At 67.4% G+C, this 25,747-nt stretch carries 23 protein-coding genes; 9 read left to right on the top strand and 14 right to left on the bottom strand.

The window, feature by feature from the left end:
* Window positions 1–226 precede the first annotated feature (226 nt).
* The 6 genes from QP552_RS05600 (at window position 227) to QP552_RS05625 (ending at window position 6,158) form a co-directional block, all read left to right on the top strand.
* Window positions 227–1,021 carry an alpha/beta hydrolase gene (locus tag QP552_RS05600; protein WP_111204031.1) on the top strand — a complete coding sequence of 265 codons (795 nt, stop codon included), beginning with the start codon at window positions 227–229 and terminating at the stop codon, window positions 1,019–1,021.
* A 3-nt stretch (window positions 1,022–1,024) separates the two neighbouring features.
* Entirely contained in the window at window positions 1,025–1,570 is a 546-nt protein-coding gene (locus QP552_RS05605) for a redoxin family protein (RefSeq protein WP_286075271.1), read from the top strand.
* A 57-nt stretch (window positions 1,571–1,627) separates the two neighbouring features.
* Window positions 1,628–2,368 carry a response regulator transcription factor gene (locus tag QP552_RS05610; RefSeq protein ID WP_107230172.1) on the top strand — a complete coding sequence of 247 codons (741 nt, stop codon included), beginning with the start codon at window positions 1,628–1,630 and terminating at the stop codon, window positions 2,366–2,368.
* The gene (locus tag QP552_RS05615) at window positions 2,365–3,678 is read left to right on the top strand and encodes a HAMP domain-containing sensor histidine kinase (RefSeq protein WP_286075272.1); all 1,314 of its coding nucleotides are present in this window, start codon (window positions 2,365–2,367) and stop codon (window positions 3,676–3,678) included. Before QP552_RS05610 ends, QP552_RS05615 begins: the two co-directional genes overlap by 4 nt.
* Window positions 3,679–3,806: 128 nt before the next feature.
* Window positions 3,807–4,820 carry a hypothetical protein gene (locus tag QP552_RS05620; protein ID WP_286075273.1) on the top strand — a complete coding sequence of 338 codons (1,014 nt, stop codon included), beginning with the start codon at window positions 3,807–3,809 and terminating at the stop codon, window positions 4,818–4,820.
* Between the two features lie 78 nt (window positions 4,821–4,898).
* On the top strand, window positions 4,899–6,158 hold the full coding sequence (locus QP552_RS05625) for an MFS transporter (RefSeq protein ID WP_286075275.1): 1,260 nt from the start codon (window positions 4,899–4,901) through the stop codon (window positions 6,156–6,158).
* Window positions 6,159–6,162: 4 nt separating this feature from the next.
* Here QP552_RS05625 and QP552_RS05630 read toward each other — a convergent pair whose 3' ends face one another.
* Complete coding sequence (locus QP552_RS05630) at window positions 6,163–7,110, bottom strand: nucleoside hydrolase (protein ID WP_106549312.1); 948 nt, start codon at window positions 7,108–7,110, stop codon at window positions 6,163–6,165.
* A 152-nt stretch (window positions 7,111–7,262) separates the two neighbouring features.
* On the opposite strand from QP552_RS05630, the gene QP552_RS05635 reads away from it, so the two are divergent.
* Entirely contained in the window at window positions 7,263–7,583 is a 321-nt protein-coding gene (locus QP552_RS05635) for a hypothetical protein (protein ID WP_197616918.1), read from the top strand.
* Between the two features lie 97 nt (window positions 7,584–7,680).
* Here QP552_RS05635 and QP552_RS05640 read toward each other — a convergent pair whose 3' ends face one another.
* The 13 genes from QP552_RS05640 to QP552_RS05700 all read right to left on the bottom strand — a co-directional run bounded on the left by QP552_RS05640 (window position 7,681) and on the right by QP552_RS05700 (window position 22,815).
* The gene (locus tag QP552_RS05640; protein ID WP_286075276.1) at window positions 7,681–8,400 is read right to left on the bottom strand and encodes a GntR family transcriptional regulator; all 720 of its coding nucleotides are present in this window, start codon (window positions 8,398–8,400) and stop codon (window positions 7,681–7,683) included.
* 759 nt (window positions 8,401–9,159) lie between these two features.
* Window positions 9,160–10,527, bottom strand: coding sequence for an SLC13 family permease (locus tag QP552_RS05645; protein ID WP_286075277.1), 1,368 nt, complete (start codon window positions 10,525–10,527; stop codon window positions 9,160–9,162).
* A gap of 104 nt (window positions 10,528–10,631) precedes the next feature.
* Window positions 10,632–11,552, bottom strand: a complete 921-nt coding sequence (mdcH, locus tag QP552_RS05650; RefSeq protein WP_286075278.1) for a malonate decarboxylase subunit epsilon — start codon at window positions 11,550–11,552, stop codon at window positions 10,632–10,634.
* Window positions 11,549–12,406: a triphosphoribosyl-dephospho-CoA synthase MdcB gene (gene mdcB / locus QP552_RS05655; RefSeq protein WP_286075279.1), complete on the bottom strand. Its 858-nt coding sequence runs from the start codon at window positions 12,404–12,406 to the stop codon at window positions 11,549–11,551. The genes mdcH and mdcB overlap by 4 nt, the downstream gene beginning before the upstream one ends.
* The gene (gene mdcG, locus QP552_RS05660; RefSeq protein ID WP_286075280.1) at window positions 12,403–13,044 is read right to left on the bottom strand and encodes a malonate decarboxylase holo-[acyl-carrier-protein] synthase; all 642 of its coding nucleotides are present in this window, start codon (window positions 13,042–13,044) and stop codon (window positions 12,403–12,405) included. The genes mdcB and mdcG overlap by 4 nt, the downstream gene beginning before the upstream one ends.
* Window positions 13,037–13,747 (bottom strand): biotin-independent malonate decarboxylase subunit gamma, encoded by a 711-nt coding sequence (gene mdcE / locus QP552_RS05665; RefSeq protein WP_286075281.1) that lies wholly within the window; start codon window positions 13,745–13,747, stop codon window positions 13,037–13,039. The genes mdcG and mdcE overlap by 8 nt, the downstream gene beginning before the upstream one ends.
* A complete protein-coding gene (locus QP552_RS05670) occupies window positions 13,744–14,652 on the bottom strand; it encodes a biotin-independent malonate decarboxylase subunit beta (RefSeq protein WP_286075282.1) in 909 nt (302 codons plus the stop codon). The genes mdcE and QP552_RS05670 overlap by 4 nt, the downstream gene beginning before the upstream one ends.
* Window positions 14,649–14,969, bottom strand: a complete 321-nt coding sequence (gene mdcC, locus QP552_RS05675; RefSeq protein ID WP_286075283.1) for a malonate decarboxylase acyl carrier protein — start codon at window positions 14,967–14,969, stop codon at window positions 14,649–14,651. The genes QP552_RS05670 and mdcC overlap by 4 nt, the downstream gene beginning before the upstream one ends.
* A 10-nt stretch (window positions 14,970–14,979) precedes the next feature.
* Window positions 14,980–16,623, bottom strand: a complete 1,644-nt coding sequence (gene mdcA, locus QP552_RS05680) for a malonate decarboxylase subunit alpha (protein WP_111204044.1) — start codon at window positions 16,621–16,623, stop codon at window positions 14,980–14,982.
* 193 nt (window positions 16,624–16,816) lie between these two features.
* Window positions 16,817–19,009, bottom strand: a complete 2,193-nt coding sequence (locus QP552_RS05685) for a TonB-dependent siderophore receptor (RefSeq protein ID WP_286075284.1) — start codon at window positions 19,007–19,009, stop codon at window positions 16,817–16,819.
* A 356-nt stretch (window positions 19,010–19,365) separates the two neighbouring features.
* Entirely contained in the window at window positions 19,366–21,066 is a 1,701-nt protein-coding gene (gene mqo, locus QP552_RS05690; RefSeq protein WP_286075285.1) for a malate dehydrogenase (quinone), read from the bottom strand.
* 226 nt (window positions 21,067–21,292) lie between these two features.
* The gene (locus QP552_RS05695) at window positions 21,293–21,739 is read right to left on the bottom strand and encodes a GNAT family N-acetyltransferase (RefSeq protein ID WP_286075286.1); all 447 of its coding nucleotides are present in this window, start codon (window positions 21,737–21,739) and stop codon (window positions 21,293–21,295) included.
* Between the two features lie 170 nt (window positions 21,740–21,909).
* On the bottom strand, window positions 21,910–22,815 hold the full coding sequence (locus tag QP552_RS05700; RefSeq protein ID WP_005412604.1) for a LysR family transcriptional regulator ArgP: 906 nt from the start codon (window positions 22,813–22,815) through the stop codon (window positions 21,910–21,912).
* Between the two features lie 138 nt (window positions 22,816–22,953).
* Here QP552_RS05700 and QP552_RS05705 point away from each other — a divergent pair, with 138 nt between their 5' ends.
* A complete protein-coding gene (locus tag QP552_RS05705; RefSeq protein ID WP_005408523.1) occupies window positions 22,954–23,589 on the top strand; it encodes a LysE family transporter in 636 nt (211 codons plus the stop codon).
* 165 nt (window positions 23,590–23,754) lie between these two features.
* The gene (locus QP552_RS05710) at window positions 23,755–25,743 is read left to right on the top strand and encodes a S9 family peptidase (RefSeq protein WP_111112275.1); all 1,989 of its coding nucleotides are present in this window, start codon (window positions 23,755–23,757) and stop codon (window positions 25,741–25,743) included.
* The last annotated feature ends 4 nt before the right edge of the window (window positions 25,744–25,747 follow it).

Consider the following 25,747-nt stretch of genomic DNA (forward strand, 5'->3'; position numbering starts at 1 on the left):
GGGCGTCCGCCGGGCATGGCCTGGCGCTACCGGGTGGAGAAGGTTCCCCGCATGTACGCGTGAGGACACCCGGCTGCGGTTGTGCCGGGCCATGCCCGGCGGCCGAATGTATCCAACTGTAGGAAGCCGCCGCCGCCCTACAGTCCGGTACAACTCTGCCTCGCAGCGAAACAGCGCCGATACATCCCCAGGCGGAAATGGCCACTCCCAACACCGGAGTACCCCCATGATCCGCATCACCCTGCTCGCCGCTGCCCTCGCCCTTGCCGGCGTCGCGACGCCTGCGTTCGCCGCCGAGGCCGATGCCGGCGCCCCGCCCACCGTCATCCTGGTACACGGCGCCTTCGCCGATGGCTCCAGCTGGAACAAGGTCATCACCACGTTGCACGATTGGAAGCTGCGGGCGGTGGCGGTGCAGAACCCGCTCACCTCGCTGGCCGACGATGTGGCCGCCACCCGTCGCGCGATTGCCGCCGCACCGGGCAAAGTCGTGCTGGTCGGCCACAGCTGGGGCGGAACGGTCATCACCGAAGCGGGCAACGATCCCAAGGTGCAGGCGCTGGTGTACGTGGCCGCATTCGCACCGGATGCCGGGCAGTCATCGGCACAGCAGGGCGAGGGCTATCCGGTCGGCCCGGGCCTGACGCGCCTGCAGGAGAAGGACGGCTACCTGACCCTGCCAGCCGACGCCATCGCCCAGGACTTCGCACCGGATGTGATGAAGAAGACCGCCGCACTGTTGTACAGCACGCAGGTGCCATTGAAGGCCAGCGCTCTGGGTGAGCCCGTCACCGTGGCCGCATGGCGCAGCAAGCCGAGCTGGTACGTGCTCAGCCGTGACGACCGCATGTTGTCGCCGCAGCTGCAGGCGGCTACCGCAAAGCGCATTGGCGCGCAGCTGCAATCGATCGGCAGCAGCCATGTGTCGCTCCTCTCGCACCCGGCCCAGGTGGCTGACGGCATCCTGGAAGCCGCAGGCGTGAAGCCGGCCGAACTGCCGCTGGCCGAGCAGGGGGGCTGAACGATGGCCGGGCTGCGTGTGTATGTACTGCCGTTGCTGCTGGGCCTGCTGGGTGGGGCGGCGCTGCTGATGGCCTGGCCCAGCCCGGAGGCCGATGCGCATCCGGTGCAGGCCGCTCCGGCTGCCGCGTTCGATGGCGGCGGGCCCTGGCACAACAGCCCACCGCTCGCGTTGAACCAGCTGCGAGGGCAGGTGGTGCTGGTCGAGTTCTGGACCTATGCCTGCAGCAACTGCCTCAACGTGGCACCTCATGTGCACCAGTGGCATGCGCGTTACGCGCGGCAGGGCCTGCAGGTGATCGGCGTGCATACACCGGAGTTCGCCTACGAAGGCCTGCCCGGCAATGTGCGCAAGGCCATCGCGCGGCTGGATATCACCTGGCCGGTGGTGCAGGACAACCAGTACCGGATCTGGAACGCCTGGGGCAACCGCTTCTGGCCGGCGCTTTACCTGGTCGACCGGCAGGGCAGGGTGGTCTACCGCCACTACGGCGAAGGCGACTACGCGCGTACCGAAAGCGAGATACAGCGCCTGCTGGCCAGCCCCTGAGCCGCGCTACCATGGCCGCGCCGCGCGGCCTTGACCTCCGTCTTCATCGAGAACGCAATGAACCACGTACCGCACATCCTTGTCGTCGACGATGACAGCGAGATCCGCCAGATGCTGGCCGACTACCTGCAGCGCAACGGCCTGCGCGTCAGCCAGGCCGATGGCGGCCGTGCGATGCGCGCGCTGATGGATACCCACGCGGTGGACCTGGTGGTGCTGGATGTGATGATGCCCGGCGAGGACGGGCTGAGCCTGTGCCGCAACCTGCGTGCCGGCAAGCATCGCGCGGTGCCGGTGGTGCTGCTGACCGCCCGCGACGATGAAACCGACCGCATCATCGGCCTTGAAATGGGCGCCGATGACTACGTGACCAAGCCGTTCTCCTCACGCGAACTGCTGGCGCGCATCAATGCGGTGATCCGACGCACGCAGATGCTGCCGCCGAACCTGCAGGTGAGCGAAGCCGGCCGCCAGTTGGCCTTCGGCGACTGGCGCCTGGATACCACTGCCCGCCATCTGCTGGATGCGCAGGACACCGCCTATCCGCTCAGCGGTGCGGAATTCCGCCTGCTGCGCGTGTTTCTCGACCACGCCAACCGCGTGCTCAGCCGCGACCAGCTGCTCAGCCTTACCCAGGGCCGTGATGCAGAACTGTTCGATCGTTCCATCGATCTCCTGGTCAGCCGCGTGCGCCAGCGCCTGGGCGATGACGCGCGTGAGCCCACCTACATCAAGACCGTGCGCAGCGAAGGCTACGTGTTCAGCGTGCCGGTGCAGCTGCTGGGGCCGCAGGAATGAACGCCCGCGCGCGCCGCCTGCCGTGGCCGCGCACGCTGTCGGCGCGCCTGCTGCTGGTGCTGCTGGGCGGGTTGATCCTGGCCCATGCGCTGTCCTTCGGTCTGTTGTTCTACGAACGCTACCAGTCCACCCGCAGCATGATGCTGCGCAACCTGGACGAGGATGTAGCAGTGAGCGTGGCCCTGCTGGAACACCTGCCGGCCGACCAGCGCCAGGCCTGGGTGTCGCGGTTGGAGCGGCGTACGTACCGCTACCTGTTGCGCCCGGCAGAGGCCGGCCCGGCGTTGGAAACCGATCGTGCGCGCCAGGTCACCGCCATCATCGATGACAGCCTGGAACACCGCTATCCGCTGCAGGCGCGGCAGGTGGCACGCCTGCCGGAACGTTTCGAAGTGGAGCTGCGCCTGCACGACGGTTCACCGTTGACCATCGAAGTCACACCGTCGGGCCTGCCGCTGGCGCGCTGGCTGCCGGCCGTACTGCTGGCGCAGCTGGCCCTGCTGCTGGTATGCGCGTGGCTGGCGGTGCGGCTGGCATTGCGCCCGCTGCGGCAGCTCTCGCACGCCGTCGAGCAACTGCAGCCTGGCAAGGACGCACCGATGCTGCCCGAAGACGGCCCCGCCGAAGTGGGCACGGCCGCAGCCGCGCTCAATGCACTGCAGGCGCGCATCCGTGGCCATGTCAGCGAGCGGCTGCAGATTCTGGCGGCCATCTCGCACGATCTGCAGACGCCGATCACGCGCATGAAGCTGCGCGTGGAAACCCTGCCCGAAGATGCCACCCAGCAGCGCCTGCTGGATGACCTGGACCACCTGGGGCAACTGGTGCGCGAAGGCGTGGCCTATGCGCGCAGCAGCCACGTGGCCAGTGGCGCGCCGGTGGCGATGGATCTTGGCGCGTTCCTGGCCAGCGTGGTGGGCGACTATGAAGACATGGGCAAGGCGGTCAGTGGTGGCGCGCCCACAGGCCTGACCGTGCAGACCTGGCCGCAGCCGCTGCGGCGGGTGGTCGGCAATTTGGTCGACAACGCGTTGCGCTACGCCGGTAGTGCCGAGATCGAGGCGGGGCGCGATGCAGCAGGCCGGCCGTGGATCAGCGTGTCCGACCGCGGCCCCGGCATCCCGGAGGACCAGCTGCAGGCCGTGCTGGCACCGTTCCATCGGCTGGAAAGCTCACGCAACCGCGATACCGGCGGCACCGGGCTGGGCCTGGCCATCGCCGTGCAGCTGGCGCAGTCGCTGGGCGGCTCGCTGCGGCTGCACAACCGTGAGGGCGGTGGCCTGCGGGCCGAATTGCAGCTGCCGGGGTAGCTGGCGGGGGCGGATCCCTTTGCGGGAGCAAAGGGCTCTGACCCCGATGTGGGATCTGCGACGTTCCTGCATGGCACCGGGATCAGCGATCATCTGCAGCGAGTGTTGAAACCAGGGAGCACCACGCAATGCAGGGACGCCATCCTTCAATCGGGCACGCACACGGTGTCGCGCTGCTGATCAGCGCAGGGTTGCTGCTGGCCTGCCAGCGCTCGCCGGAGGTACCGGCCGAACACACGCCTGCAGCCCCACCGGCGGTGATGCCGACCGCCAGCGCCGACCTCTCTCCGCTGCTGGACGCGCTGCCGACCTGTGTGTTGGACGGCTGGTACATCGACCCTCAGACCGATCGCCCGGCCCATCCCTGGCTGGCCGCGAACGCGCCGAAACCCTGCAAGGTGGACGAGGAAAACGAGATCGCCACGTTCTGCATGCGTGGGCAATGGAAAGGGTTGCCGGTGGAGGAGGTGATCCTGCCGACGATGACGTTCGTCTCGTTCCGCGGGGCGAAGATCGGCCTGCCGCTGGAGACCGCCCGCGTGATCGTTCACCAGCGCTTCGGCCGGGACTTTCCGGGGGGTACGGCTTACGAGCAGGGCCGGGAGCCGAAGCTGATGGCCGATCCCGAAGATGCACAGCGCTCGTGGCTGCTGTGCAGCACGCCGGAACCGGGGGACGACCTGGGCAGCCAGGCAGGCGTGAGCTATTCCGGTATGAACCTGCCCTACGACCACGACGGGTGCAGCTATCGCTACAGCCCGGTCGATTTCTGCGATGCGCAGCACGTGGCGCGCATCGAGGAAGCCCTCAGCAACGAGACGCCGAACTTCAACCAGCACTACCTGCTGGTGCAGGTCGATGATCGTCCTGAGTTCTTCCAGCGTTCGGTGGTGCTGGTCGACACCCGCACCGGACGCGCCACGCCATTGCCGATCGATGCCTTCACCGGACCAGCGGAGAGGGGCGGAGACGCCATCCGCTACGGAACCCTGGAAACGGGTGTGGACCAGCAGCAGTTCTGCCTGGATGGCGCGTTGCTTGTCTATCGCGCGTTCGAGGAAGGGCGGTTCTGCTTTGGCTTTGACGGTGAGCGCTTCACCGGGCACGAGACGCAGTACATGCAGCCGATGGATGGCCGATGACCGGCATTTCACCCGGATCGTGACACCCTGCCCGGAACCTGCACCCACGGGAACGAGGCTGTTGAAGGCGAACACGCAATGACCGCGGCGCGGCAGCGCTCGATGTGGGTGGCCGGCCTGTCCACGGTAGTGGAGTGGTACGACTTCACCCTGTACCTGTACTTCGCCACGGTGCTGTCACGGGTGTTCTTCGGCGGCGGCGAGCAGGCGCTGCTGGTGACACTGGCCGGCTTTGCGGTCTCCTACCTGATGCGCCCGCTGGGCGCGCTGTGTTTTGGCCACCTGGGCGATCGGCTCGGCCGGCGCTGGATGCTGTTGGCGTCGATGGCCTTGATGGCAGCGGCGATGCTGGCCACTGCGCTGTTGCCGACCGCGGCCACCGCAGGCGCCACCGCTGGCGTGCTGCTGCTGGTGCTGCGCTGCGTGATGGCATTCTCGGTGGGGGGCGAATACACCGGCGTAGTGGCCTACCTGCTGGAAAGCGCGCCGGAGAGACGACGCGGGCTGGTCACCTCGCTGGCGTCGGCAGCCAGTGAAGTGGGCGCGCTGCTGGCGGTGGCGATTTCCGCGCTCACTGTCGCGCTGCTGCCCACCGCGCAGCTGGACAGCTGGGGGTGGCGCATTCCGTTCTTCGTTGGTGCCGCGCTGGCGCTGGTGATCCTGGTCGCGCGCTCTGGCATGCACGAATCGCCCGAGTTCGAGCGCCAACGGCGCGAGGGCAGCATTCCCGCCACGCCGCTGCGGCATGTGCTGCGCAACCATCCTGCTGCGGTGGCGCGCACCTTCGCGATCTCGGCGCTGGGCTCAATCACCTATTACGTGGGCATCACCTATGTGCCGGCATTCCTGCACGCGCAGGGCCACGACGAGGGCGATGCGCTGTGGTTGTCGACGATCGCGGCGGTGGCGGTGATTGTGATCACCCCGCTGTGCGGTGCGTTGTCCGACCGCGTGGGGCGCCGGCCGATGCTGCTGGGCCTGACGTTGCTGGCGGCGCTGCTGCCGCTGTCCCTGTTCGCATGGATGGCGCAGGCCTCGGTGTGGGGCATCGCGCTGGCCGCGGTGCTGCTGGCCTGCGTGGCCGGTGGCGTGAGCGCGGTCGCGGCCCCGGCCACGGCTGAGCAGTTCCCGGGCGAAGGCCGGGTCAGCGGACTGGCATTGGGCGTGACCATGGCCACCGCGGTGTTCGGCGGCGCGACGCCGTGGCTGGCGCAATGGTGGGTGGAACGCAGCGGCTGGGCGGCGGCGCCGGGCGCGATGATCGCGCTGGTGGCGGTGCTGGTGTTGCCGGTGCTGTGGACCCTGCCCGAGACGGTCCCGGGCAGGGCCAGGCGCTAGCCGATCAGACCTTCAGGGTCTGCTCGATGTCGGCCAGTACGGCGGCCGCATCCACGCCGATGGCGACGGACTGCAGCACGTGGCCATCCCACACGCTGGGGCCGAAGCCCATGCCTTCCGGCTTGGGAATGGTCATGCCGCGGGCGACGCCGTCGGTGGCCACGCGCACGCTGGCGCGCTCGAACTGGAACAGCTCCGGGCGGGTCAGCGCGATGCAGGCGCAACAGTCGTGCACGACCATGCCCTTGTGCCCGGCCTGCAGGTAGAAGTCCACGTAGTCCTGCGACAGCGCACGCACCAGCTCGGCGTCGGCGCCGCCGAGGGCGGCCAGTTTGTCGAGGCCGTCGCGGTCCATTTCCACGCGGGTGGTCACGTCCAGGCCGATCGCGGTGACCGGCCAATCGGTGGTGAACACCACGTCGGCCGCTTCGGCATCGCCCCAGATGTTGGCCTCGGCGGCCGGGGTGATGTTGCCGTTGACGTGGAAGGCGCCGCCCATGAGCACCACGCCGCGCACCAGCCCGGCGATGTCTGGCGCCTGCTGCAGGGCCAGGGCCAGGTTGGTCATGCGGCCGACCGCGACCAGGGTCACTTCGCCCGGATGGGCGCGGACCAGGTCGATGATCAGCTGTGCGGCGGAGCGCGTGTCGGCGGCCACGTCCAGGCTGGCCGGCACCGGGTGGTTGCCCAGGCCGTTGTGGCCGTGGATGTGCACCGGCCAGGCTTCCGGCGTGGCTTCCGGCTGCAGCGGGCCTGCGGCGCCGCGCGCGACCGGGGCGGCAAAGCCCCAGGCCTGCTTCAGGTACAGCGCGTTGTGCGTGGTCGACTCCACCGAGGCGTTGCCGAAGGTGGTGGTGACGCCGATCAGGTCGATCTGCGGGTGCTTGTGCAGGTACAGCAGCGCCAGGGCGTCGTCGACGCCCGGGTCGGTATCGAAAATGACTTTCAGCATGTTGTTGTTCTTCTTCTTCCGTGTGGTGCGGGGGGCGCCGGCGGCCCGGAGACAGGCCGGCGCGCCCTACATTGTCCCATCTTCATGACAGGCAGGGCCAATGCCGGCGCGGCGGGCCATAATGCCCCCACGTCCAGGCACGGAACTGCCGCATGCTGATCGTCGCCCTTCTGCTGGTCCTGCTGGTGCTGGGCCTGAACATGGTGGCCACCGCGGTCATCATCAGGCGCGACGGGCTTTCGGCGGGCGGCCGTACGGTGCAGCTGTTGCTGGTCTGGCTGTTGCCGCTGGTGGGCGCAATCCTGTGCATGGCGGTGGCCACTGCCGATGGCTCGGGAAGCCGCGGGGAGGGGGGCGCAAGCTACGACAGCTCCGGTGGGTATTCCGGCGACAGCCACAGCCATCACAGCCACAGCAGCTCCGACTGCAGCAGTGATGGGGGGAGTAGTGACAGCGGCAGCTGCGGCGATTGAAGCCCGGCGCCCGGCTGTAGCGCCGAGCCATGTTCGGCGGCTTCCACCGCTCGCGTCGGGTGCCAGCCGAGCATGGCTCGGCTCTACAGAAGCCTGCTCAGCCGCCGCCTTCGGTTGGTAGCGGTGCCGGCACGTTCAACAGGCCTCCCGCCGCCACATAGGCGGCCAGCGCCCGGCCCTGGCTGAGCAGGTGGCGCTCCATGGTGCGTTCGGCGGCAGCGGCATCACGCCTGCGGAAGCACTCCATCAGTTCACGGTGCTCGGCCAGCGACTGCGCGGTACGGCCTGGGGTCAGCAACTGGCGGCCACGGTGCATCTTCAGGATGCGGTGCAGGTCGTGGGTGATGCGGATCAGCCACGGGTTGCCGGCATAGTGCTGCACGGTTTCGTGGATGAGGTAGTTATTGCGGTAGTACTCGGCGATGTTGCCCTCGGCCGCAGCCGTTTCCATCGCCGCATGCAGGTCTTCCAGCTGCTGTACCCCAGCATCATCGATATGCCTGACCGCTTCATGCGCGCAGCGGCCTTCCAGCATCGCCATCACCGGGAACAGCTGGTTGAGGTCTTCCAGCGTAAGCCGGGTGACCCGCGCACCACGACCGGCATCGATCTGCACCAGGCCTTCGGCGGCCAGCAGCTTCAGCGCTTCGCGCAGCGGCGTGCGGCTGATGCCCAGTTCTTCGCACAGCGCGGGCTCGTCGATCCACTCGCCCGGCGGCAGCCGGTAATCGTAGATGCGCTCGCGCACGTGTTCGGCGACCTCTTCATACAGGGGGGCGCGCTTCTTGGGAGAACGCGGGGCGGGAGCGATGGCCATGGTGGAAAGTGTACTGCCTCCATGCGTGGGACCTGTAATGCGGGCGGAAACCGAGGGGGAAACGGGTTTGGGGAAACGGCTGGGGGAAACGGGTTGGGGGAAACGCGTTGGGGCAAACGGGTTGGGGGAAACGGCCGGGGGAAACGGCTGGGTAGAGTCGACTGTTAGTCGACTATCGCGCGCAGCGCGGGGGTTTTCGCCGTCGGAACGAAGGGCAGTCGACTACCAGTCGACTCTACCCAGCCGACTATCGCGCGCAGCGCGGGGGGGCCGCCGTCGGAACGAAGAGCAGTCGACTACCAGTCGACTCTACCCAGTCGACTATCGCGCGCAGCGCGGGGGATTCCGCCGTCGGAACGAAGAGCAGTCGACTACCAGTCGACTCTACCCAGCCGACTATCGCGCGCAGCGCGGGGGGGCCGCCGTCGGAACGAAGAGCAGTCGACTACCAGTCGACTCTACCCAGTCGACTATCGCGCGCAGTGCGGGGGGTTCCGCCGTCGGAACGAAGAGCAGTCGACTACCAGTCGACTCTACCCAGTCGACTATCGCGCGCAGCGCAGGGGGTTCCGCCGTCGGAACGAAGGGCAGTCGACTACCAGTCGACTCTACCCAGTCGACTATCGCGCGCAGCGCGGGGTTTTCGCCGTCGGAACGAAGGGCAGTCGACTAACAGTCGACTCTACCCAGCCGACGATACCCAGCCGACTCTAACCCGCTCGCAGGGCGCCGGAATGGTCCGGCGCCCTGCGCACCTGCTTACATCCATCCCGGTACCACGAACACCAGCCAGGCCAGCAGCGGCCCCAGCGCGACTACCAGCCCGCTGTAGACCAGGAAACGACGGAACAGGGTTTCGCGCTCTTCCTTCGCCGCCGATGCCACCACCAGGGCGCCATTGGTCGAGAACGGGCTGACATCGACGATGGTGGACGACACTGCCAGTGCGCAGATCACGCCGGCCGCGCTGAGGTGGCCCTGCATCAGGAACGGTACCGCCAGCGGAATCGTGGCGCCCAGTACCGCCGCCGACGAGGCGAATGCGGAGACGATGCCGCCGACGTAGCAGACCAGCAGCGCGCCCAGCAGCGGGATGCCGATGTCGGAGACACCGTTGCCGATGAAATCCACCGCGCCGGCATGCTCCAGCACGCCGATGTAGGTCACCACGCCACAGATCAACAGAACTGTGGACCAGCTGATGCCATCGACTGCGCCCTTCTGGCTCTGCGGCGACAACAACGCCAGCGCCACCGCGACGGTGATCGAGACCAGGCCGACGTTGAGGTTGTAGATCAGCGCAGCAACACCCAGGCCCAGCAGGCCGATCAGGGTGAACAGCCGCTCGCGGGTCAGATTCACCGCATCCAGAGCGGCGGGATCATTGGACAGGGTGCCCCCGCCAGCGGCAACCAGCGCGCCGTGGCCTTCGATGGCGAACTGGCGTGACGATGCCTGCGGGCCACCGGCCATCGCCAGTTCGGCATTGCCGATCGTTCCGGTCGCGGTGATCGAGCCACGCCGCAGCAGGGCGATGCCGCCGAAGGCGAAGAAGCAGATCGTGGCCATCATGAAGTTGAAACCGAGACTGGTCAGGAATACCGCCATTTCAGTCACTTCCAGGCCGGCCTTCTGCACCACGCCGTTGGTGATGCTGCCGTACACGCTGATCGGCGAGAAACCGCCGGCCTGCGCACCGTGGATCACCAGCAGGCCCATCATCAGCGGGTTGATGTTGTATTGCTTTGCAAAGCGCAGTGCGACCGGTCCGATGATCGCCACCGCGGCGGGGCCGAGTGCGCCGAAGGCGGTGAGGACCGCGGTGATGACGAACATCACCCACGGAATGGCCACGATATGGCCGCGTACGGCTTTCACCGCCCAGTGCACCAGCAGGTCGATGGTGCCGTTCTTCTGCGCGATGGCGAACAGGTAGGTAATGCCGACCAGGGTCAGGAACAGATCGCCGGGGAATCCGGCCAGGACCTCCTTGCCCCCCATGTCGACCCACAGGCCGCCGATGATGAAGGCCAGCGCGAAGGCGACAGCTCCCATGTTGATTGGCATCGCGGTGGCGACGATGAACATGATCACCAGACCGATGATCGTTGCGATTTGTGGACTCATGCGCCCTCCCAGACACGTGACTCACGTACAGCGCGGATGGAGACCCGCCATCCCGGGGTAAGGCGACGTACTGCGTGTTGCGTGATACGTACTGCTCGAACCCGTTACTGCAGCCGTTCCAGCGCGCTGCGGACCCATGCCGCGGCGCCGTCCAGGCTCTGGAACTCCTCCACCGCGCGCACTTCGCAGCACGGGTAGGACGGCGCGACCATGCGCGCCAGTGCATTGCCCGGGCCCAGCTGCAGGAACACCCGCGCGCCGCGCTCGAAGGCCTGGCGCATTACCTGCGCCCATTCGATGGTCTGGGCCAGCTGTGCCGACAGGGTGTGTACCGCTGCGGCGCGATCGCGTACCGGCCGTGCATCGATACCGGCCAGCAGCGGCAGACGCGGGGCTTGCAGCGCGGCGGCATCGAGCGCCGCAGCGAACGGTGCGACCGCCGCCGCCAGCAGCGGTGTGTGCGCCGGAACGTGCACCGGCAGCGGACGGATGTCTGCACTCTCCGCACGCGCTGCATCGGCCAGGCCCTGCAGCGAGGCGTGCGTGCCGCCCACGATGAAATGATCCTGGCCATTGGCGATGGCCACGTACGCGCCCTGTGCATCGCAGAGTGACTGCAGGCTGCGGCGGTCCAGGCCGAGCACCGCCTGCAGGCCTGCATCGGCGGGGCTGGCGCCGTCCATCAGCTGCGCGCGGCGTGCGGCGAGGGCCAGGCAGGTGGCTGCATCAATGCTGCCGGCGATCGCATGTGCGGCCAGTTCACCGATGCTGTAACCGGCCACCAGCACCGGTGCTTGCACCGCTTCGCGAAGTCCCTGCCAGTGCGCGAGGCTGGCTGCACACAGCAAGGGCTGCGCCAGCGCATTGTCGAAGCGCGATTCATCGGCGGCCGCCGCGAACACGTCGCGTCCAAGCACTGTACTGGCAGTCTCCAGTACGTCGCACGCGGCCGGCAGATCGCGCACCCGGTCCAACATCGCCGCATGCTGCGCGCCTTGCCCGGGGCAGAGCAGGGCGAGGCTCATACACCCTCCTGCTGAAGCAGGAACCAGCTGCAGGCGAGCAGATCAGCACTGCCACCGGGGCTCAGGCGGCGTGCCACGAAGCGCTTGCCGACATCGCGCAGCCGCGCCTGCCAGCCGGGTGCGAAGGTGCCGCCGCTCGCGAGGAATGCGTGCGCCTGCTGCTGTGCCCAGTGCAGCCCATCGGCACCGCCACGGTGCAGAAGGTTGAGGTCATCGATCTGCGCGACCAGCTGCATCAGGGTCTGGCACAGCGCCGCATCGTGCGTCAGGCCTTCCCCCAGTGCATGACGCAGCGTAGGCATCGCCAGCTCGCGCAGCACCGGGTAGCCGGCCGCCGCCTGCTCGCGTACGCCCGGCACGCCATGGCGCACGCGTGCCCGCTGGCCAGGGCTGCTGGCATCCAGTGGTGCGCTGGCGAAGTCGGCTGCCCAGTGCGGCACGGCCAGGCACACCTGTGCAGCCGAACCCGCATGGTCGTGCAGTTGGCGGTAGCGTGCCGATGCAGCGACCAGCAGGCCGAGGCTGAAGATTGCACCACGATGGGTATTGATACCGCCGGTGGCCCGCAGCATCGCGGCCTCGGCGGCCAGCCCATGCATGCGCAGGTCCGCGAAGGGCGCATCGTCGGCGCCAGCATGGGCGATCGCGGTGAAGTAGTGGCGCAGGGCAAACAGGCTGCGCAGGAAGGTGCCGGCGTCCATGTCGTCATGGCTGCCGGTATCGAAGGGGGTGACCAGCCCCGGCTTGGGTGTGCACGCCAGTTCGGCATGCAGGCTGGCGATGGCCAGGCGGCCCAGTCGCGCGCTGTCCACTCGGGGGCGACAGGGCCGCTCGGCGTGGACGGCGATGTTCATGCGGCCACCCCGTTGGCGATGAACAAGCGATCGCGGGCTTCCAGCGCAGCACCATCCACACGCTTGACCAGTACCTCGCGGCTGCATCCGGCGTACTCGCGCCAGTTCACCGCGCCACCGTCGGCCAGGCACAGCTCGCCATCGACGCGGCGCGCGTGCGTGCGTTCCCAGTCCTGCAGGCGCTCGACCAGGGCATCGGCCTGGCCTGCGGCCCTTATCTGCCACAACAGATCGATGTCCGAGCGCGGATGCACATACGGCAAACCGCTCAGATGCTGCCAGGCGAACGCACCGAACACGCGTGCCGGTGCCAGCCGCTGCATCGCCTGCAGTGCGCTTCGCCAGTCGTCGGGCACGCCGCTGGCAACGACCTCTTCCAGCGCGGGCGGTGGCTGCAGTCGACGTACCTCGTGCGGAGCCACGCGTAGCGCCAGCCGTAGCTTGCCCTCGCTCGGCGGCAGCGGCACCCCCAGGCGCAGGCGCGGGTCGCGATCATCCACGGCGCAGCGCGCCACCATTGCAGGCAGGCCCTGCGCGAACCACGCTGCCAGGCGGGGTTCCTGCGCAGCGACGTCGGCGCGCCAGCCGGCGTGGGCCGACAGCCAGGCCAGCGTGTGGCGGGCGGGCCGCTCAGGCATCGCCACGGGCCACCGCATCGGCAACATCCGCCGCCAGTGCACGACCGCCGCGCTGTGCAGCCAGTGCCGCGCGCGCATCGCCGTCGCTGGGCGTGCGCAGGGCCCGCAGCAGGTGCTGCGCAAGATCGCCGTCCCACAGCGATTCCACCGCACCCATCGCCACGTAGTTGGCCACGCCCGGTGCGAACACCGGTGAGCTCTGGCTGAGCGCCTGCAGCTTTTCCAATGGTTGCTTGGTCACCCGCGCCATCGCACGCAGGTCCATCACGCGTACCTGTGCATCGGGCAGGGCATGGATGTGGTCGGCCATCAGGCCGAAGGACAGGAAGCCGCCACTGACCGATTCGCCATAGACCAGAGTGACCAGGCGCGCGCCACGGCGGCGGGCCAGATCGAGAGTCTGCGCGAGGTGCGCGAAGCAGCCATTGATGCCCAGCAGCTCATCGCGGCGCGCCAGGCGCTGGCCGGCAGTGTCGGCCAGCATCACGATCGGCCGCTGTGGGTGCGCGGCGGTGCTGGCAAGCACGGTCCCGGCCAGCGCCAATGCGTGGTCGACGCCAACCTCGATGCGGTCGGTGGTGCCGATCACGGTCACCTCGCCATCGTCGGTGGTTGCGCTGCCGGTCAGCACAGAATCCCGGATGTCGATGCGATGGCCGCGCGGGAACAGGGCGTCGAGCAGGGTCTGCAGCGGGGCGGTCATGGCAGCCTCCGGTCGGCGGTGGCGGCAAGGAAGGCGTCGGTGTCCAGCAGCTGCAGTCGTTCGGGTTCGGCGATGCCCTGGCGGGCCCAGATTTCCAGCCCATCGCGGCAATCGCCCCAAGCCTGCACACGGGCTTTCAATGACGCATGGCGTTCCTGCAGCGCGGCCAGCGCCGCATCGGTATCGGTGCTGGCGGCATCGGGTTGCAGCGCATCGCTTGCGGCCTGCGCGAAGGCTTCGATGGCGTCAGGCACCAGCACCTGTGCCTGGTCGATCAGGTAGCGGTGCTTGCCACCGGTCACGCGCCAGACCAGCGCACGGTCGCGTGAGTCGAACTCTTCCACGCCGCGTACCGTCTCGATCACTTCCGGGCCGGACAGCGAGAGCCGGCCTTCCTCGGACATGATCACCGTGGTGCAGCAGCGGGCGACGATGCCCATGCCGCCGAACGCACCGTTGCCGCTGCCGATCAGCGCGATGACCGGTACGCCAGCTGCACGTGCGGCCAGGGTGGCGCGCATGATTTCCGAAATCGCGATCAGGCCTGCATTCGCTTCGTGCAGTCGCACGCCGCCGGTGTCCAGCAGCAGAAGCACGCCGTCTGGACGCGTTTCGGCTGCGCGGCGCAGCAATCCGGTCAGCTTGGCGCCGTGCACTTCGCCCACGCCACCGCCCATGAACTGCCCCTGCTGCGCGGCCAGCAGCACGTGCTTGCCGCGCAGCGTGGCTTGGCCGACGACGATGCCATCGTCGAAGGCAGCCGGCTGGTCCAGCTGGGCCAGGTGCGGGCTCATCATCCGCCGCGCCGGGCCAAGGAATTCGTGGAACGAACCGGCATCGACCAGCCCGGCAGCGCGCTCGCGCGCATCGGCTTCGTAGTAACTGTGGCGACGTGCGTGGCTCATGGCGTGCCTCCGGCCAGCAGGGTTTCCACGGCCTGGTCCAGGCGCAGGCTGACCACGGCCGGGGTCGCGCCGGCGTCGTTGATCGACACGCGCACGTCGCGCAGCGGATGGCGCTGGGCGAAATCGGCGATCACCGCCTGCCAGATGCTGCCGAAGCCCTGTGCGGCGGTGATGATACGCACGGTCATTGCGCCGTCCAGATCAGCCGGTTCCAGCAGGATTTCCAGGTTGCCCGAGGCCAGCACGCCCACCAGCACCGCGTCGCGCGGGAACTGCACGGCGGTGCGGCCGTCGAATCGATAGTCGAGGGTTTCCATGCTCAGCCCCTTACCAGTTGCGGAAGCGCTTGGGCGGGTCGTACAGCCCACCGGACCAGCGCACCAGATCCTTCACCGAACGCGCGGCCAGCAGATCGCGGCTGGCATCGCGCACCCGGATGCCGAGGTCCTCCGGTCGGCGGATCACACCGCGGTCGCGCAGGTTTTCCACCATCGCGCGATCGCGGCCAAGGCCGACGGCGGTGTAGCCGGATACGCCGCGGATCGCCTGTTCGCGTTCCTCCGGCGTGCGGCACAGCAGCAGGTTGGCGATGCCTTCCTCGGTCAGCACATGGCTGACGTCATCGCCGTAGATCATCACCGGCGGCAGCGGCATCTGTGCGCGCTCGGCCAGGTCCCAGGCATCGAGGCGATCGACGAAGGCCGGTGCCATGTGCTCGCGGAAGGTCTCCACCATCTGCACGACCAGCTTGCGGCCGCGTGGTATTTCACCAGGGCGAGCGGCCTGTTGGCCGGCCTTGATCCAGGCGTCGCTGGCATGGCGGCGGCCGCGTGCATCCGAGCCCATGTTCGGCGCACCGCCGAAGCCGGCGATGCGGTCGCGGGTGGCGGTGGAGCTGTTGCCCTGCAGGTCGACCTGCAGCGTCGAGCCGATGAACATGTCACAGGCATACAGGCCGGCGGTCTGCGAGAGCGCGCGATTCGATCGCATCGAGCCATCGGCACCGGTGAAGAACACATCGCCACGGGCGGCGATGTATTTCTCCATGCCCAGTTCCGAACCGAACGAGTGCACCGACTTCACGAAGCCCGATTCAATGGCAGGAATCAGTGCCGGGTGCGGGTTCAGTGCCCAGTGCTGGCAGATCTTTCCCTTCAGCCCCAGCGATTCGGCATACGTGGGCAGCAGCAGTTCGATGGCTGCCGTATCGAAGCCGATGCCATGGTTGAGGCGGTTCACGCCGTACTCGGCGTAGATGCCCTTGATGGCCATCATCGCCATCAACACCTGGATCTCGGAGATCTGCGCCGGGTCGCGTGTGAACAGCGGTTCGATGTGGTTCGGCTTCGGCGCCTGCACCACGAAATTGACCCAGTCGGCCGGGATATCGACGCGGGGCAGGGTGTCGACGATCTCGTTGACCTGGGCGATGACGATGCCGCCGCGGAAGGCCGTGGCCTCCACGATCACCGGGGTGTCCTCGGTGTTCGGGCCGGTGTAGAGGTTGCCGTGGCGATCGGCAGCCTGCGCGGCGACCAGCGCCACGCGTGGGGTCAGGTCGATGAAGTAGCGGCCGAACAGTTCCAGGTAGGTGTGGATGGCACCGATCTGGATGCGGCCTTCGGCCACCAGGTTGGCCAGCCGCACCGACTGCGGGCCGGAGAAGGAGAAGTCGAGCCGGGAGGCGATGCCGCGCTCGAACACATCCAGATGCGAGGGCAGTGACAGCACCGATTGCACCATGTGCAGGTCGTGCACCCGCGCCGGGTCGAGATCGGCCAGCACCTGGGCCAGGAAGTCGGCCTGCTTCTGGTTGTTGCCCTCCAGGCAGACCTTGTCACCCGGCTCCAGCAGCGCGTGCAGCAGTTCACCCACGTCCTCGGCGGCGACTTGGTGGCCGCGCGCCCACGGCGCTGCGCGCTCCAGGCGCGCCTGGCGACTGCGCTCCAACGTATCCCAGCTCGGGTTCATCGACCGGCTTCCGATTGGCGTTGATATAATTACGGCATAATTATGGCTTGGTGTGCAACCCGCAGTGCAGCAAAAGGAAGGGCCCGCGCGGAGGCGGGCCCATTGATCCGGGTAGTGCCGGCCGCTGGCCGGCTCCACGCGATGCAGGGTAAGGGGAAGCCGGCCAGCGGCCGGCACTACCGGTTCCAGTCGCTCAGAACTTCCAGCGCAGGCTGGCCGACACGAAGCGCGGTTCGCCGTAGTTGTTGTAGTCCAGGTTCGCCCAGTAGCTCTTGTCCAGTGCGTTGCGCACGCTCAGCGTGGCCGTCCAGTTGTCGCTGATGCGGTAGTTGGCGTTGAACTGCACCAGCGAGTACGCCGGCTGCTTCACCGTTACCGTGCCACCCAGCGGGTAGGCGATGTTGTAGCCCTGCACCTTGCTCTGCCACTGCACGCCGCCGCCGATGCTCAGGCGCTCGAGTGCGCCGCGCAGCTGCAGCTGGGTATTGAGCTGCAGCAGGTCTTCGGGCGGGTTGGCGTACAGCAGGTCGGTGGCGGCACGGGTGACCTTGACGTGGGTGTAGCCGGCGTTGATCGTCCAGCCCGGCAGGATCTCGCCGTTGACGTCCACTTCCCAGCCGCGCGCCTTGGTGCCGTTGATGCCGATGTAGGCCGAGCTGCCATCGCTCAACGTGCCTTCCGGCACGCTCATGTCACGCACCGCGTAGTTGTCCTGCTTGGCCTCGAACACGGCGGCATTGGCGGTCAGGCGGCCATCGAACCACTGCGTCTTGATGCCCGCTTCCAGGTTGGAGCCCTGCACCGGTGCCAGCAGGTTGTCATTGCGGTCGCGGTAGTTCTGCGGGTTGAAGATCTCGGTATAGCTGGCGTAGGCCGACACGTTCGGGGTGATGTCGTAGACCAGGCCCACGTATGGGGTGACTTCGTCGCTGACCTTGTAGGCGCCGCTGGTGCCGGTATAGGCGCCGGCCGCGTTGTAGGAACGGCTCAGTGTCTGCCAGCGGCTCAGGCGCGCACCGGCAATCAGCGACAGCGGATCGGCCAGGTGCAGGCGGGTGGCCAGGTAGACGCCACTCTGCGTGGTCTTGGCCACGCGGCGCGCGCCGGTGCGGGTGTAGGTCACCTCGGAGATATCGCCATCCCAGCTGAAGACATTGGGGATGTAGTAGCAGCGCTCGCGCCCGCAGGTGGCCCAGTCGCGCGGGTAGTTCAGCGTGAGTGTATTGGTGGTGCCTTCCAGGTCCGACCACTGCGCACCGACAGTCAGGTCATGGTCGCGGCCGAACAGCGGGAACGTGCCGGTCAGGTAGGCGTCGACGTTGCGGCGGGTGTCCTTGGAATCACCGGCGGCGGCGCGCAGGTAGATGCCCGAGCCGCTCACCGGGTCCGGATTGCCGGTGCCATACAGGCGCACGTTCTGCACGTTGCCGCGGGTGTAGGCGGTGTTGATCTTCAGCAGCCAGTCGTCGCCGAAGCGCTGTTCCAGGTTGGCGAACGCGGTGTTGCTCTCGCGCTTCCAGTAGCTCCACTTCGGCGACAGGTTGGTCGAGCGCGCCAGGTGGGCGAAGTTGCCCTGGTTGTCGAAGAACGCGACGGTGCCCCAAGTGGATCCGGTCGGGTTGTTGTCCTGGCTCTGGTAACCGAGGGTGATGGTGGTGCTGTCGGTGACGTCGCCTTCCAGCACTGCCATGCCGGCCATCTTGTTCTCGTCGTAGCGGTCGTAGTACAGGCCACGATCGGTATAGGCGGCGACCACGCGGCTGCGGAAGCGGCCGTCATCGGTCAGCGGCGCGGTCACATCGGCCTCCATGCGCCGATAGTCCCAGCTGCCCGCGCTGACCGCGAACGAGGCATCGAACTCCTTGCCCGGGCGCTTGCGCAGCAGGTTGACCGTGGCCGACGGCACACCGGCGCCACTGAGAAGGCCGTTGGCACCGCGGATCACTTCGATGCGGTCGTAGAAGGCGGTGTCGTATTCCTGGTTGGTCGAACCGCTGTAGGTCGGGATGCCGTCGACCTGGAAGTCGGTGATGGCGAAGCCGCGTGCGTAGTAGAGCGGGCGCTGGGTGTCGTAGAAGGACACGCTGACGCCGGTCACGGTGCGCATCACGTCGTTGATGCTGAACAGCGATTCGTCCTGCAGGCGCTTCAGGCTGATCGCGGTGGCGGACTGCGGAGTTTCCTGCAGCGTGATCGGCAGGCGCGTGGTGCTCGACGGCGGTGCGGACTGTTCGGCGCGAACGCTGACCCGGTCCAGGGTCTTGGCATCGGCGGCGCCATCGGCCGCAGCGAACGCACTGGGTGAGGCCAGCAGGGACAGCGACGAAAGCAGGGCAGCCGGCAGCAGCGCGCGGCGGGGCAGGCGGTTACGCAGGGTCAGGGACATGAGGGGCTCGAGGCTTGGAAGCGGGGAAGGGCGGCAACAGTCGTCCAGCACCCGGGGCGGCGGCTTCGGGCACATCAGGTCCATCTGGGAGGGGCGCGGTCACTGCGCAGGACGCAAATGTAAATAATTCTTAACAACATTACAATTCGTATCAGTGCGCACAGGCTTTCCGGCGTATGGCAGCGATGGGATGGGGTCAGATCCCGTTGCCCAGGCAACGGGCTCTGACCCCGATCATCAGCGCCTGGGGACGGGTCAGAGCCCTCCCATGCGGGAGGGATCCGACCCGTCGGCGCACAAAAACAAACGGCCACCCGAAGGTGGCCGTCCGTCTGCATCGAAAGGAAGGCGCGGGCTTACAGCGCCTGCAGTTCCTCGTTGGCGTTGCGCTTTTCCTTGGCCGGCGCCGGAACCGCAGCCGGAACCGCGGTGGGAGCCGGCGCTGCTGCATTGGCGTCCACCGGCACTTCCAGGTACGGCAGGTGCAGGGTCTGGCTGGTCAGCGTACGGATCTCGTTGGTCAGCGCGGCGCTGTCGTTGAGCTTGCGCCCGTACGACGGCACGATTTCGCGCAGGCGCGCTTCCCAGCCGGCCTTCATCTGGTCCGGGAAGGCCTTGGCCATCAGGTCCAGCATGATCGGCGGCGAGGTCGACGCGCCCGGCGAAGCGCCAAGCAGGGCCGCGAGGGTGTGGTCCTTGTCGGTCACGATCTCGGTACCGAACTGCAGCACCGGGCCCTTCAGCGGATCACGCTTGATGATCTGCACGCGCTGACCGGCGGTGACCAGCTTCCAGTCGCCCGGCTTGGCGTTGGGGAAGTACTTGACCAGTTCGGCCTGGCGGTCGGCATCGTTCAGGCGCGCCTGGCCCATCAGGTACTGCACCAGGTCCAGGTTGTCCTTGCCCACTTCCAGCATCGGGCCGACGTTGTTGTGGGTGACCGAGGAATACAGGTCCCACCACGAGCCGTGCTTGAGGAACTTGGTGCTGTACAGCGCGAACGGCCCGAACAGGACCACCGGCTTGCCATCCAGCTTGCGCGCATCCAGGTGCGGCACCGACATCGGCGGCGAACCGGTTTCGGCCATGCCGTAGGCCTTCACACCGTGGCGCGAAGTTACGTCCTGACCCTGGAAGGCGAGGAACTGGCCACCGACCGGGAAGCCGGCGTAGTCCTTCGATTCCGGGATGCCCGACATCTGCAGCAGCTTCAGCGCGGCGCCACCGGCACCGATGAACACGAAGCGGGCGTGGGTCGTGGACTCGGTGCCGGCCTTGAGGTCCTTCACCGTCACGTTCCAGCTCTTGTCGGCGTTCTGCCGCAGCGCGCTCACTTCATGGTTCAGGTGCAGGCTGAAGTTCGGGCTGCGCTGCAGGCCGGTGGTCAGCTGGCGGGTGATCACGCCGAAGTTGACGTCGGTACCGAGCGGCATCCAGGTCGCGGCAACCTTCTGCTTCGGGTCGCGGCCTTCCATCAGCAGCGGGGCCCACTGCTTGATCTGCGCCGGATCTTCCGAGTACTGCATGCCGTAGAACAGCGGGTTCTTCACCAGGGCCTGCTGGCGCTTGTGCAGGTAGGCGATGTTGTCATCGCCCCAGACGAAGCTCATGTGCGGGGTCGGGTTGATGAAGTCGCTGGGCTGGCTCAGCCGGCCTTCCTTCACCTGGTGCGACCAGAACTGGCGCGAGACCTCGAACGATTCGGCGATGCCGACCGCGCGCTTGGTCTCGATGCTGCCGTCGGGCAGTTCCGGGGTGTAGTTCAGCTCGGCGAACGCCGAGTGGCCGGTGCCGGCATTGTTCCAGCCGTCGGAGCTTTCGCCGGCGACGCCATCGAGGCGCTCGTAGACCTGGATGTTCCAGTCCGGCTGCAGTTCCTGCAGGTAGGTGGCCAGAGTGATGCTCATGATGCCGGCGCCGACCAGCACAACGTCGACGGGCTTGTCGTTGCTGGCGGCGGGCACCGAGCGCTGGGTCAGCGGCCAGTACAGGAACAGCGCGGCGGCCAGCAACAGCAGCACGAGCAGGGCGAGCAGGGCCTTGCCAAATTTCTTCATGGGGGCGGGATCGTTGGCGGAGGGGAGGAGGTCAGGATGCGCATGAAGCAGGGAAAGGGCGTGAAGAAACAACGCCTTGCATCATCCGCCTGCGATTCTAACCGGAACCGGTCCTTTTTTGATGCAACGCAGCATCCGGCGGCCGGAATGCCTCACCGGTAGCGCCAGGCCATGCCTGGCGACCTCAAGCCCAGTAGCGCCAGGCCATGCCTGGCGACGCCTTCAATCAGACCAGCTCAAGAATCTCGTCACCGGCCTCGTCGACCTCCCCGGTCGGGCGCCAGCCCAGGCGCCGGTAGAAGCCGTGCGAGCGCGAGCGCGGGTCGGCCGAGCAGGCCAGGAACAGCCGCGGGTGGCCGGCATCGCGGGTCAGGCTGACCACCTCCTGCAAGAGCTGGCGACCGATGCCGCGGCCTTCATACTCCGGCAGCAGGGCCAGTACCAATACCTCGCCACTGGCGCGGTCGGCGAAGCAGTAGCCGGCCATGCGTTCGCCGTCCCAGGCGACGCGGCCGATGAAATCGCCACCGGAGATGCCTTCGGCCCACGTCTGCGCGGTGATGCCCAGTACGGCCAGCTGTGCGGCGCTGAAGGCGTTCTCGCGGGTACGCCCGCGCAGGTCAATGCAGGCGGCAGCATCTTCGGGGCGCGCATCGCGGACGAATACAGGCATGCAGGGCATCCTTGCAGTGATCGGCCGACCAGTATCCGCATCACGCATGGACCCGGTGTGTAGGACGCATGGAGATTGGATGGAGAAAAAGGGGGCGGAGGCGATTAAGTCTTTTAAGGCCCCAACGTCATGCAGGGCAAAGATGACTTGATCCCCTCCGTCCCCTTTTTTCAGCGCTTGCGCCGGATCAGCGCGGAGGACGCGTCCAGCACCGCGCGGGTCAGCAGGGCCATGGTCTGCACGTCGCCCTTCCAATGCTGCCAGTACAGCGGCACGTCTTCCCACGCGCGCTGGCGCACGTAGACCAGTCGCCCGGCGTCCAGATGCCGCTTGACCAAGGGCAGGGGGTTCATGGTCCAGCCCATGCCGCCCAGGTTGGCCTGCACGAAGGCGCGGGTGGAGGGAATCCACCAGGTCGGCGCGGTGCTGGGCAGATCGTCGCCGGCCATGCGCCGGGCGAAGCGGGACTGCATGTCGTCTTTTCGGTTGAACACCAGCACCGGGGCCTGCGCCAGCGCCTGCGCGGTCACGCCCTTGGCGAAGTGGCGTTCACGGAACTCCGGCGTACAGGTCGCCGCGTAGCGGATACTGCCCAGCGCGTGGATCTGGCAACCCTGCACCGGCTCGTCCAGGGTGGTCACCGCGCCCAGCACCGTGCCCTGGCGCAGCAGTTCCACGGTGTGGTCCTGGTCCTCAACGCGCAGGTCCAGCGTGGTGCCGGTGGTCTGTGCGAACTGGTAGGCGGCCTGGGGGAACCAGGTTTCCAGGCTGTCGTGGTTCACCGCCACCGGGATGCTGGCCTGTGGCAGATCCTCGTCGGCCAGGCCCATCCGGTGCAGCGCATCGTGTTCGAGCAGGGCCGTCTGCTCGGCCAGCTGCACCAGCAGCTGCCCCTCGGCGGTGGCGGTGGCCGGGGTGCCGCGCTTGACCAGCAGCCGGCCGATCCGATCCTCCAGCGCCTTGACCCGCTGCGAGATGGCGGACGGGGTGACATTCAGCGACTGCGCGGCACGGTCGAAGCTGCCTTCGCGGATCACTGCGGCCAAGGCGCGCAGCTGGGCATGGTCGATACGCATCGAATTAAGCTCCGCTAATGTTGGTTTAGGAAGTTTAGCTCGTCTTTTTCATGTTGCGGCGCGACAATGGCGCCCGTTCCGGTGCTGTCCGCCTTCGCGAGGCACCGTCCCCCCAAGCAAGTAAAGGCAGTGAATCCCATGTTCTCGGTCATCTCCGCCAGCACCGGCCTCGGTGCCTGGTTCTCTGGTGCAGCTACCGGCATCGGCCTGTTCGCCGTGGTCGGCGCCCAGAGCGCCTTCATCCTGCGCCAGGGCATCCTGCGCAAGCACATCGTGCCGGTGGTCGCCACCTGTGCGGCCATCGATGCGATCTTCATCTTTGCCAGCGTGGCCGGTCTGCGCACGCTCACTTCGGCGCTGCCGTGGCTGACCACTGCCGTGCTGTGGACCGGTGTGGCGTTCCTGGCCTGGTATGCGATGAAGTCGGCTCGCCGTGCGATCGCCGGTGGCGGCGGCATGGGCGAGGCCGACAGCGACGACGGCAGCCGCCGCGCGGTGCTGATGGCCGCGGTCGGTTTCTCGCTGATCAACCCGCACTTCTGGCTGGACATGATGGTGATCGGTTCGATCGCCGAGAACTTCGGCAACGCCCGCATGGCTTTCGCCGCCGGCGTGGTCACCGCCAGCTGCCTGTGGCTGACCGCGCAGGGCCTGGGCGCGCGCCTGCTGGCGCCGCTGTTCACCAAGCCCAGCACCTGGCGTGTGCTCGACGGCACCATCGCGGTGATCCTCAGCATCCTGGCCCTCACGTTGGCGGTGCGCGGGGTCCATTGACCCGGCGCACGCCCCCCGAACCCACGTCCTGACTCTCTCTCCAAGGTAGTGGTAACGACGGCACCGGCAACGGTGCCGTCGTTTTTTGTGGGCCACTGGCGGTCCGGTCGGCAGCCTGCCTAGAATCGGCCAGCCGGGACAAGGGGTCCAGGCAGGGGGAGAAGGATGCAGAAAATGATTCTGGCGGCCTCGCTGGCCGTCTTCGGGAGCGTTGCCGCGGCTGGCGCGGGCGCAGTGGATCTGACGCAGTACCTGCGTCGGGAGACCTTCACCGACATCAAGATCTCGCCGGGGGGCGAGTACGTGGCCGCGACGGTGCCGATGGAGGATTACACCGCCATCGCCGTGTTGAGGCTGAAGGACAAGCAGATCGTCGGCAGCTTCCGGCCTCCCCGGCGCAACCACGCGCAGACATTCGACTGGGTCAGCAACGAGCGCCTGCTGATCGGCCTGGCCCAGAAGTGGGGCGCGCTCGATCAGCCCAACCTTACCGGCGAACTCTACGCGATCGATGCCAACGGCAGCCGAGGCGAGCTGCTGGTGGGTTACCGCGTGGAGAGCAAGGGCCCGGGTACTCGCATCCAGCCGAAAACGGTCGAGGCGGTTGCCGCCTTCCTGGCCGATGATCTGCCAGGCGACGAGCGCAACGTGCTGGTGACGGTCTGGCCATTCACCGACGATCCCTACACGCGCATCGAGCGCATGGATGTCAGCAGTGGCCGGCGTTCGCGGGTGGTCGGATCGCCGGTCCGGCGCGGTGAGTTCACCACGGACGGGCAGGGTGAGGTGCGCTTCGTGCACGGTGCGGGTACCGACAACATCAACAAGCTCTATTACCGCGAGCGTAGCGGGGAGAGCTGGAAGCTGGTCAACGACGAACAGGTGAGCAAGCGTATCGAGACGGCGGTCGGGTTCTCCGCCGACGGCAACCTGGCTTACCTGGAGGTGCAGCAGGCGCAGGGCCCCGATGCCATTGTCAGCTGGAATCCGCAGACCGGCGAGCGCCATGCCGTGCTGCGCGATGACGTGGTCGATCCTTACCGGATCATCCGCCGCCCCGGCAGCCACGAGCCGGTGGGCGCGTTGTACTTGGGGGACACACCGAGGACCCGCTTCTTCGACGAAGCTTCGGCCGAGGCACGTCTTTACCGCAGCCTGGAAGCGGCCCTCGGTGGAGCGGTGTACATCACCTCCAGCACCCGCGATGGCCGTGTCGTGCTGGTGGAAACCTGGTCGGGCACGAACCCCGGCGATTTCTACGTGTACGACACCGAGGCACGCAAGGCCGAGCACCTGATCAGCCGCAGCGAATGGATCGACGCGCGCAACAGTGCCAGCGTAAAGGCGATCGCATTGAAGGCACGCGACGGGATGCCGCTGCATGGCTTCCTGACCCTGCCGCAGGGCAGCGATGGGCGCAATCTGCCGATGGTGGTGATGCCGCACGGCGGGCCGTTCGATGTTTTCGATTCCGGCCAGTACGATCGTGAAACGCAGATGCTGGCCGCTGCCGGCTACGCGGTGCTGCAGGTCAATTTCCGTGGTTCGGGCAACTATGGCCGTGCGCACACCCAGGCTGGCGCGCTGCAGTGGGGCGCGGCGATGCAGGACGACGTGACCGATGCCACGCGCTGGGCGATCGGGGAAGGCATTGCCGACGCGCGGCGTATCTGCATCTACGGCGCCAGCTACGGCGCCTACTCGGCGATGATGGGTGCCGCCCGAGAGCCGGGGCTGTACCAGTGTGCGGCGGGCTATGTCGGCGTCTATGACCTGCCGTTGATGTACACCCGTGGTGACATCCAGGATCGCGGCTCGGGCGTGACCTACCTGCGCGAATGGCTGGGGGATCCGGCACAGCTCGGTGCTGTCTCGCCAGTCAATCTTGCGGAACGGATCAAGGTACCGGTGTTCCTTGCAGCAGGTGGCGAGGACAAGCGCGCACCGATCCAGCATACCGAGCGCATGGAAGCGGCGCTCAAGCGCGCCGGCACGCCGGTGGAAAGCCTGTACTACACGACCGAAGGCCACGGCTTCTACACCGAAGCCCATCGCAGCGAGTACTACGGCAAGCTGCTGGCGTTCCTGTCGCGCAGCCTGGGTGGCAAGACCGCCACGACTGTGGCTGCGGACGGCAAGGGCAAGGCGCCGTAGCGCA

Source organism: Stenotrophomonas sp. 59 (genome assembly GCF_030291095.1).
Taxonomy (GTDB): Bacteria; Pseudomonadota; Gammaproteobacteria; order Xanthomonadales; family Xanthomonadaceae; genus Stenotrophomonas; species Stenotrophomonas maltophilia_Q.

Coding starts and splice junctions, on each gene's coding strand:
- QP552_RS05625 (WP_286075275.1), top strand. CDS start 4,899: ATGACCGCGGCGCGGCAGCGCTCGATGTGGGTGGCCGGCCTGTCCACG.
- QP552_RS05670 (WP_286075282.1), bottom strand. CDS start 14,652: ATGAGCCACGCACGTCGCCACAGTTACTACGAAGCCGATGCGCGCGAG.
- QP552_RS05700 (WP_005412604.1), bottom strand. CDS start 22,815: ATGCGTATCGACCATGCCCAGCTGCGCGCCTTGGCCGCAGTGATCCGC.
- mqo (WP_286075285.1), bottom strand. CDS start 21,066: ATGAAGAAATTTGGCAAGGCCCTGCTCGCCCTGCTCGTGCTGCTGTTG.
- QP552_RS05695 (WP_286075286.1), bottom strand. CDS start 21,739: ATGCCTGTATTCGTCCGCGATGCGCGCCCCGAAGATGCTGCCGCCTGC.
- QP552_RS05705 (WP_005408523.1), top strand. CDS start 22,954: ATGTTCTCGGTCATCTCCGCCAGCACCGGCCTCGGTGCCTGGTTCTCT.
- QP552_RS05620 (WP_286075273.1), top strand. CDS start 3,807: ATGCAGGGACGCCATCCTTCAATCGGGCACGCACACGGTGTCGCGCTG.
- mdcH (WP_286075278.1), bottom strand. CDS start 11,552: ATGAGCCTCGCCCTGCTCTGCCCCGGGCAAGGCGCGCAGCATGCGGCG.
- mdcC (WP_286075283.1), bottom strand. CDS start 14,969: ATGGAAACCCTCGACTATCGATTCGACGGCCGCACCGCCGTGCAGTTC.
- QP552_RS05640 (WP_286075276.1), bottom strand. CDS start 8,400: ATGGCCATCGCTCCCGCCCCGCGTTCTCCCAAGAAGCGCGCCCCCCTG.
- QP552_RS05645 (WP_286075277.1), bottom strand. CDS start 10,527: ATGAGTCCACAAATCGCAACGATCATCGGTCTGGTGATCATGTTCATC.
- QP552_RS05615 (WP_286075272.1), top strand. CDS start 2,365: ATGAACGCCCGCGCGCGCCGCCTGCCGTGGCCGCGCACGCTGTCGGCG.
- QP552_RS05635 (WP_197616918.1), top strand. CDS start 7,263: ATGCTGATCGTCGCCCTTCTGCTGGTCCTGCTGGTGCTGGGCCTGAAC.
- QP552_RS05600 (WP_111204031.1), top strand. CDS start 227: ATGATCCGCATCACCCTGCTCGCCGCTGCCCTCGCCCTTGCCGGCGTC.
- QP552_RS05605 (WP_286075271.1), top strand. CDS start 1,025: ATGGCCGGGCTGCGTGTGTATGTACTGCCGTTGCTGCTGGGCCTGCTG.
- mdcG (WP_286075280.1), bottom strand. CDS start 13,044: ATGCCTGAGCGGCCCGCCCGCCACACGCTGGCCTGGCTGTCGGCCCAC.
- QP552_RS05630 (WP_106549312.1), bottom strand. CDS start 7,110: ATGCTGAAAGTCATTTTCGATACCGACCCGGGCGTCGACGACGCCCTG.
- mdcE (WP_286075281.1), bottom strand. CDS start 13,747: ATGACCGCCCCGCTGCAGACCCTGCTCGACGCCCTGTTCCCGCGCGGC.
- mdcB (WP_286075279.1), bottom strand. CDS start 12,406: ATGAACATCGCCGTCCACGCCGAGCGGCCCTGTCGCCCCCGAGTGGAC.
- QP552_RS05685 (WP_286075284.1), bottom strand. CDS start 19,009: ATGTCCCTGACCCTGCGTAACCGCCTGCCCCGCCGCGCGCTGCTGCCG.
- QP552_RS05610 (WP_107230172.1), top strand. CDS start 1,628: ATGAACCACGTACCGCACATCCTTGTCGTCGACGATGACAGCGAGATC.
- QP552_RS05710 (WP_111112275.1), top strand. CDS start 23,755: ATGCAGAAAATGATTCTGGCGGCCTCGCTGGCCGTCTTCGGGAGCGTT.
- mdcA (WP_111204044.1), bottom strand. CDS start 16,623: ATGAACCCGAGCTGGGATACGTTGGAGCGCAGTCGCCAGGCGCGCCTG.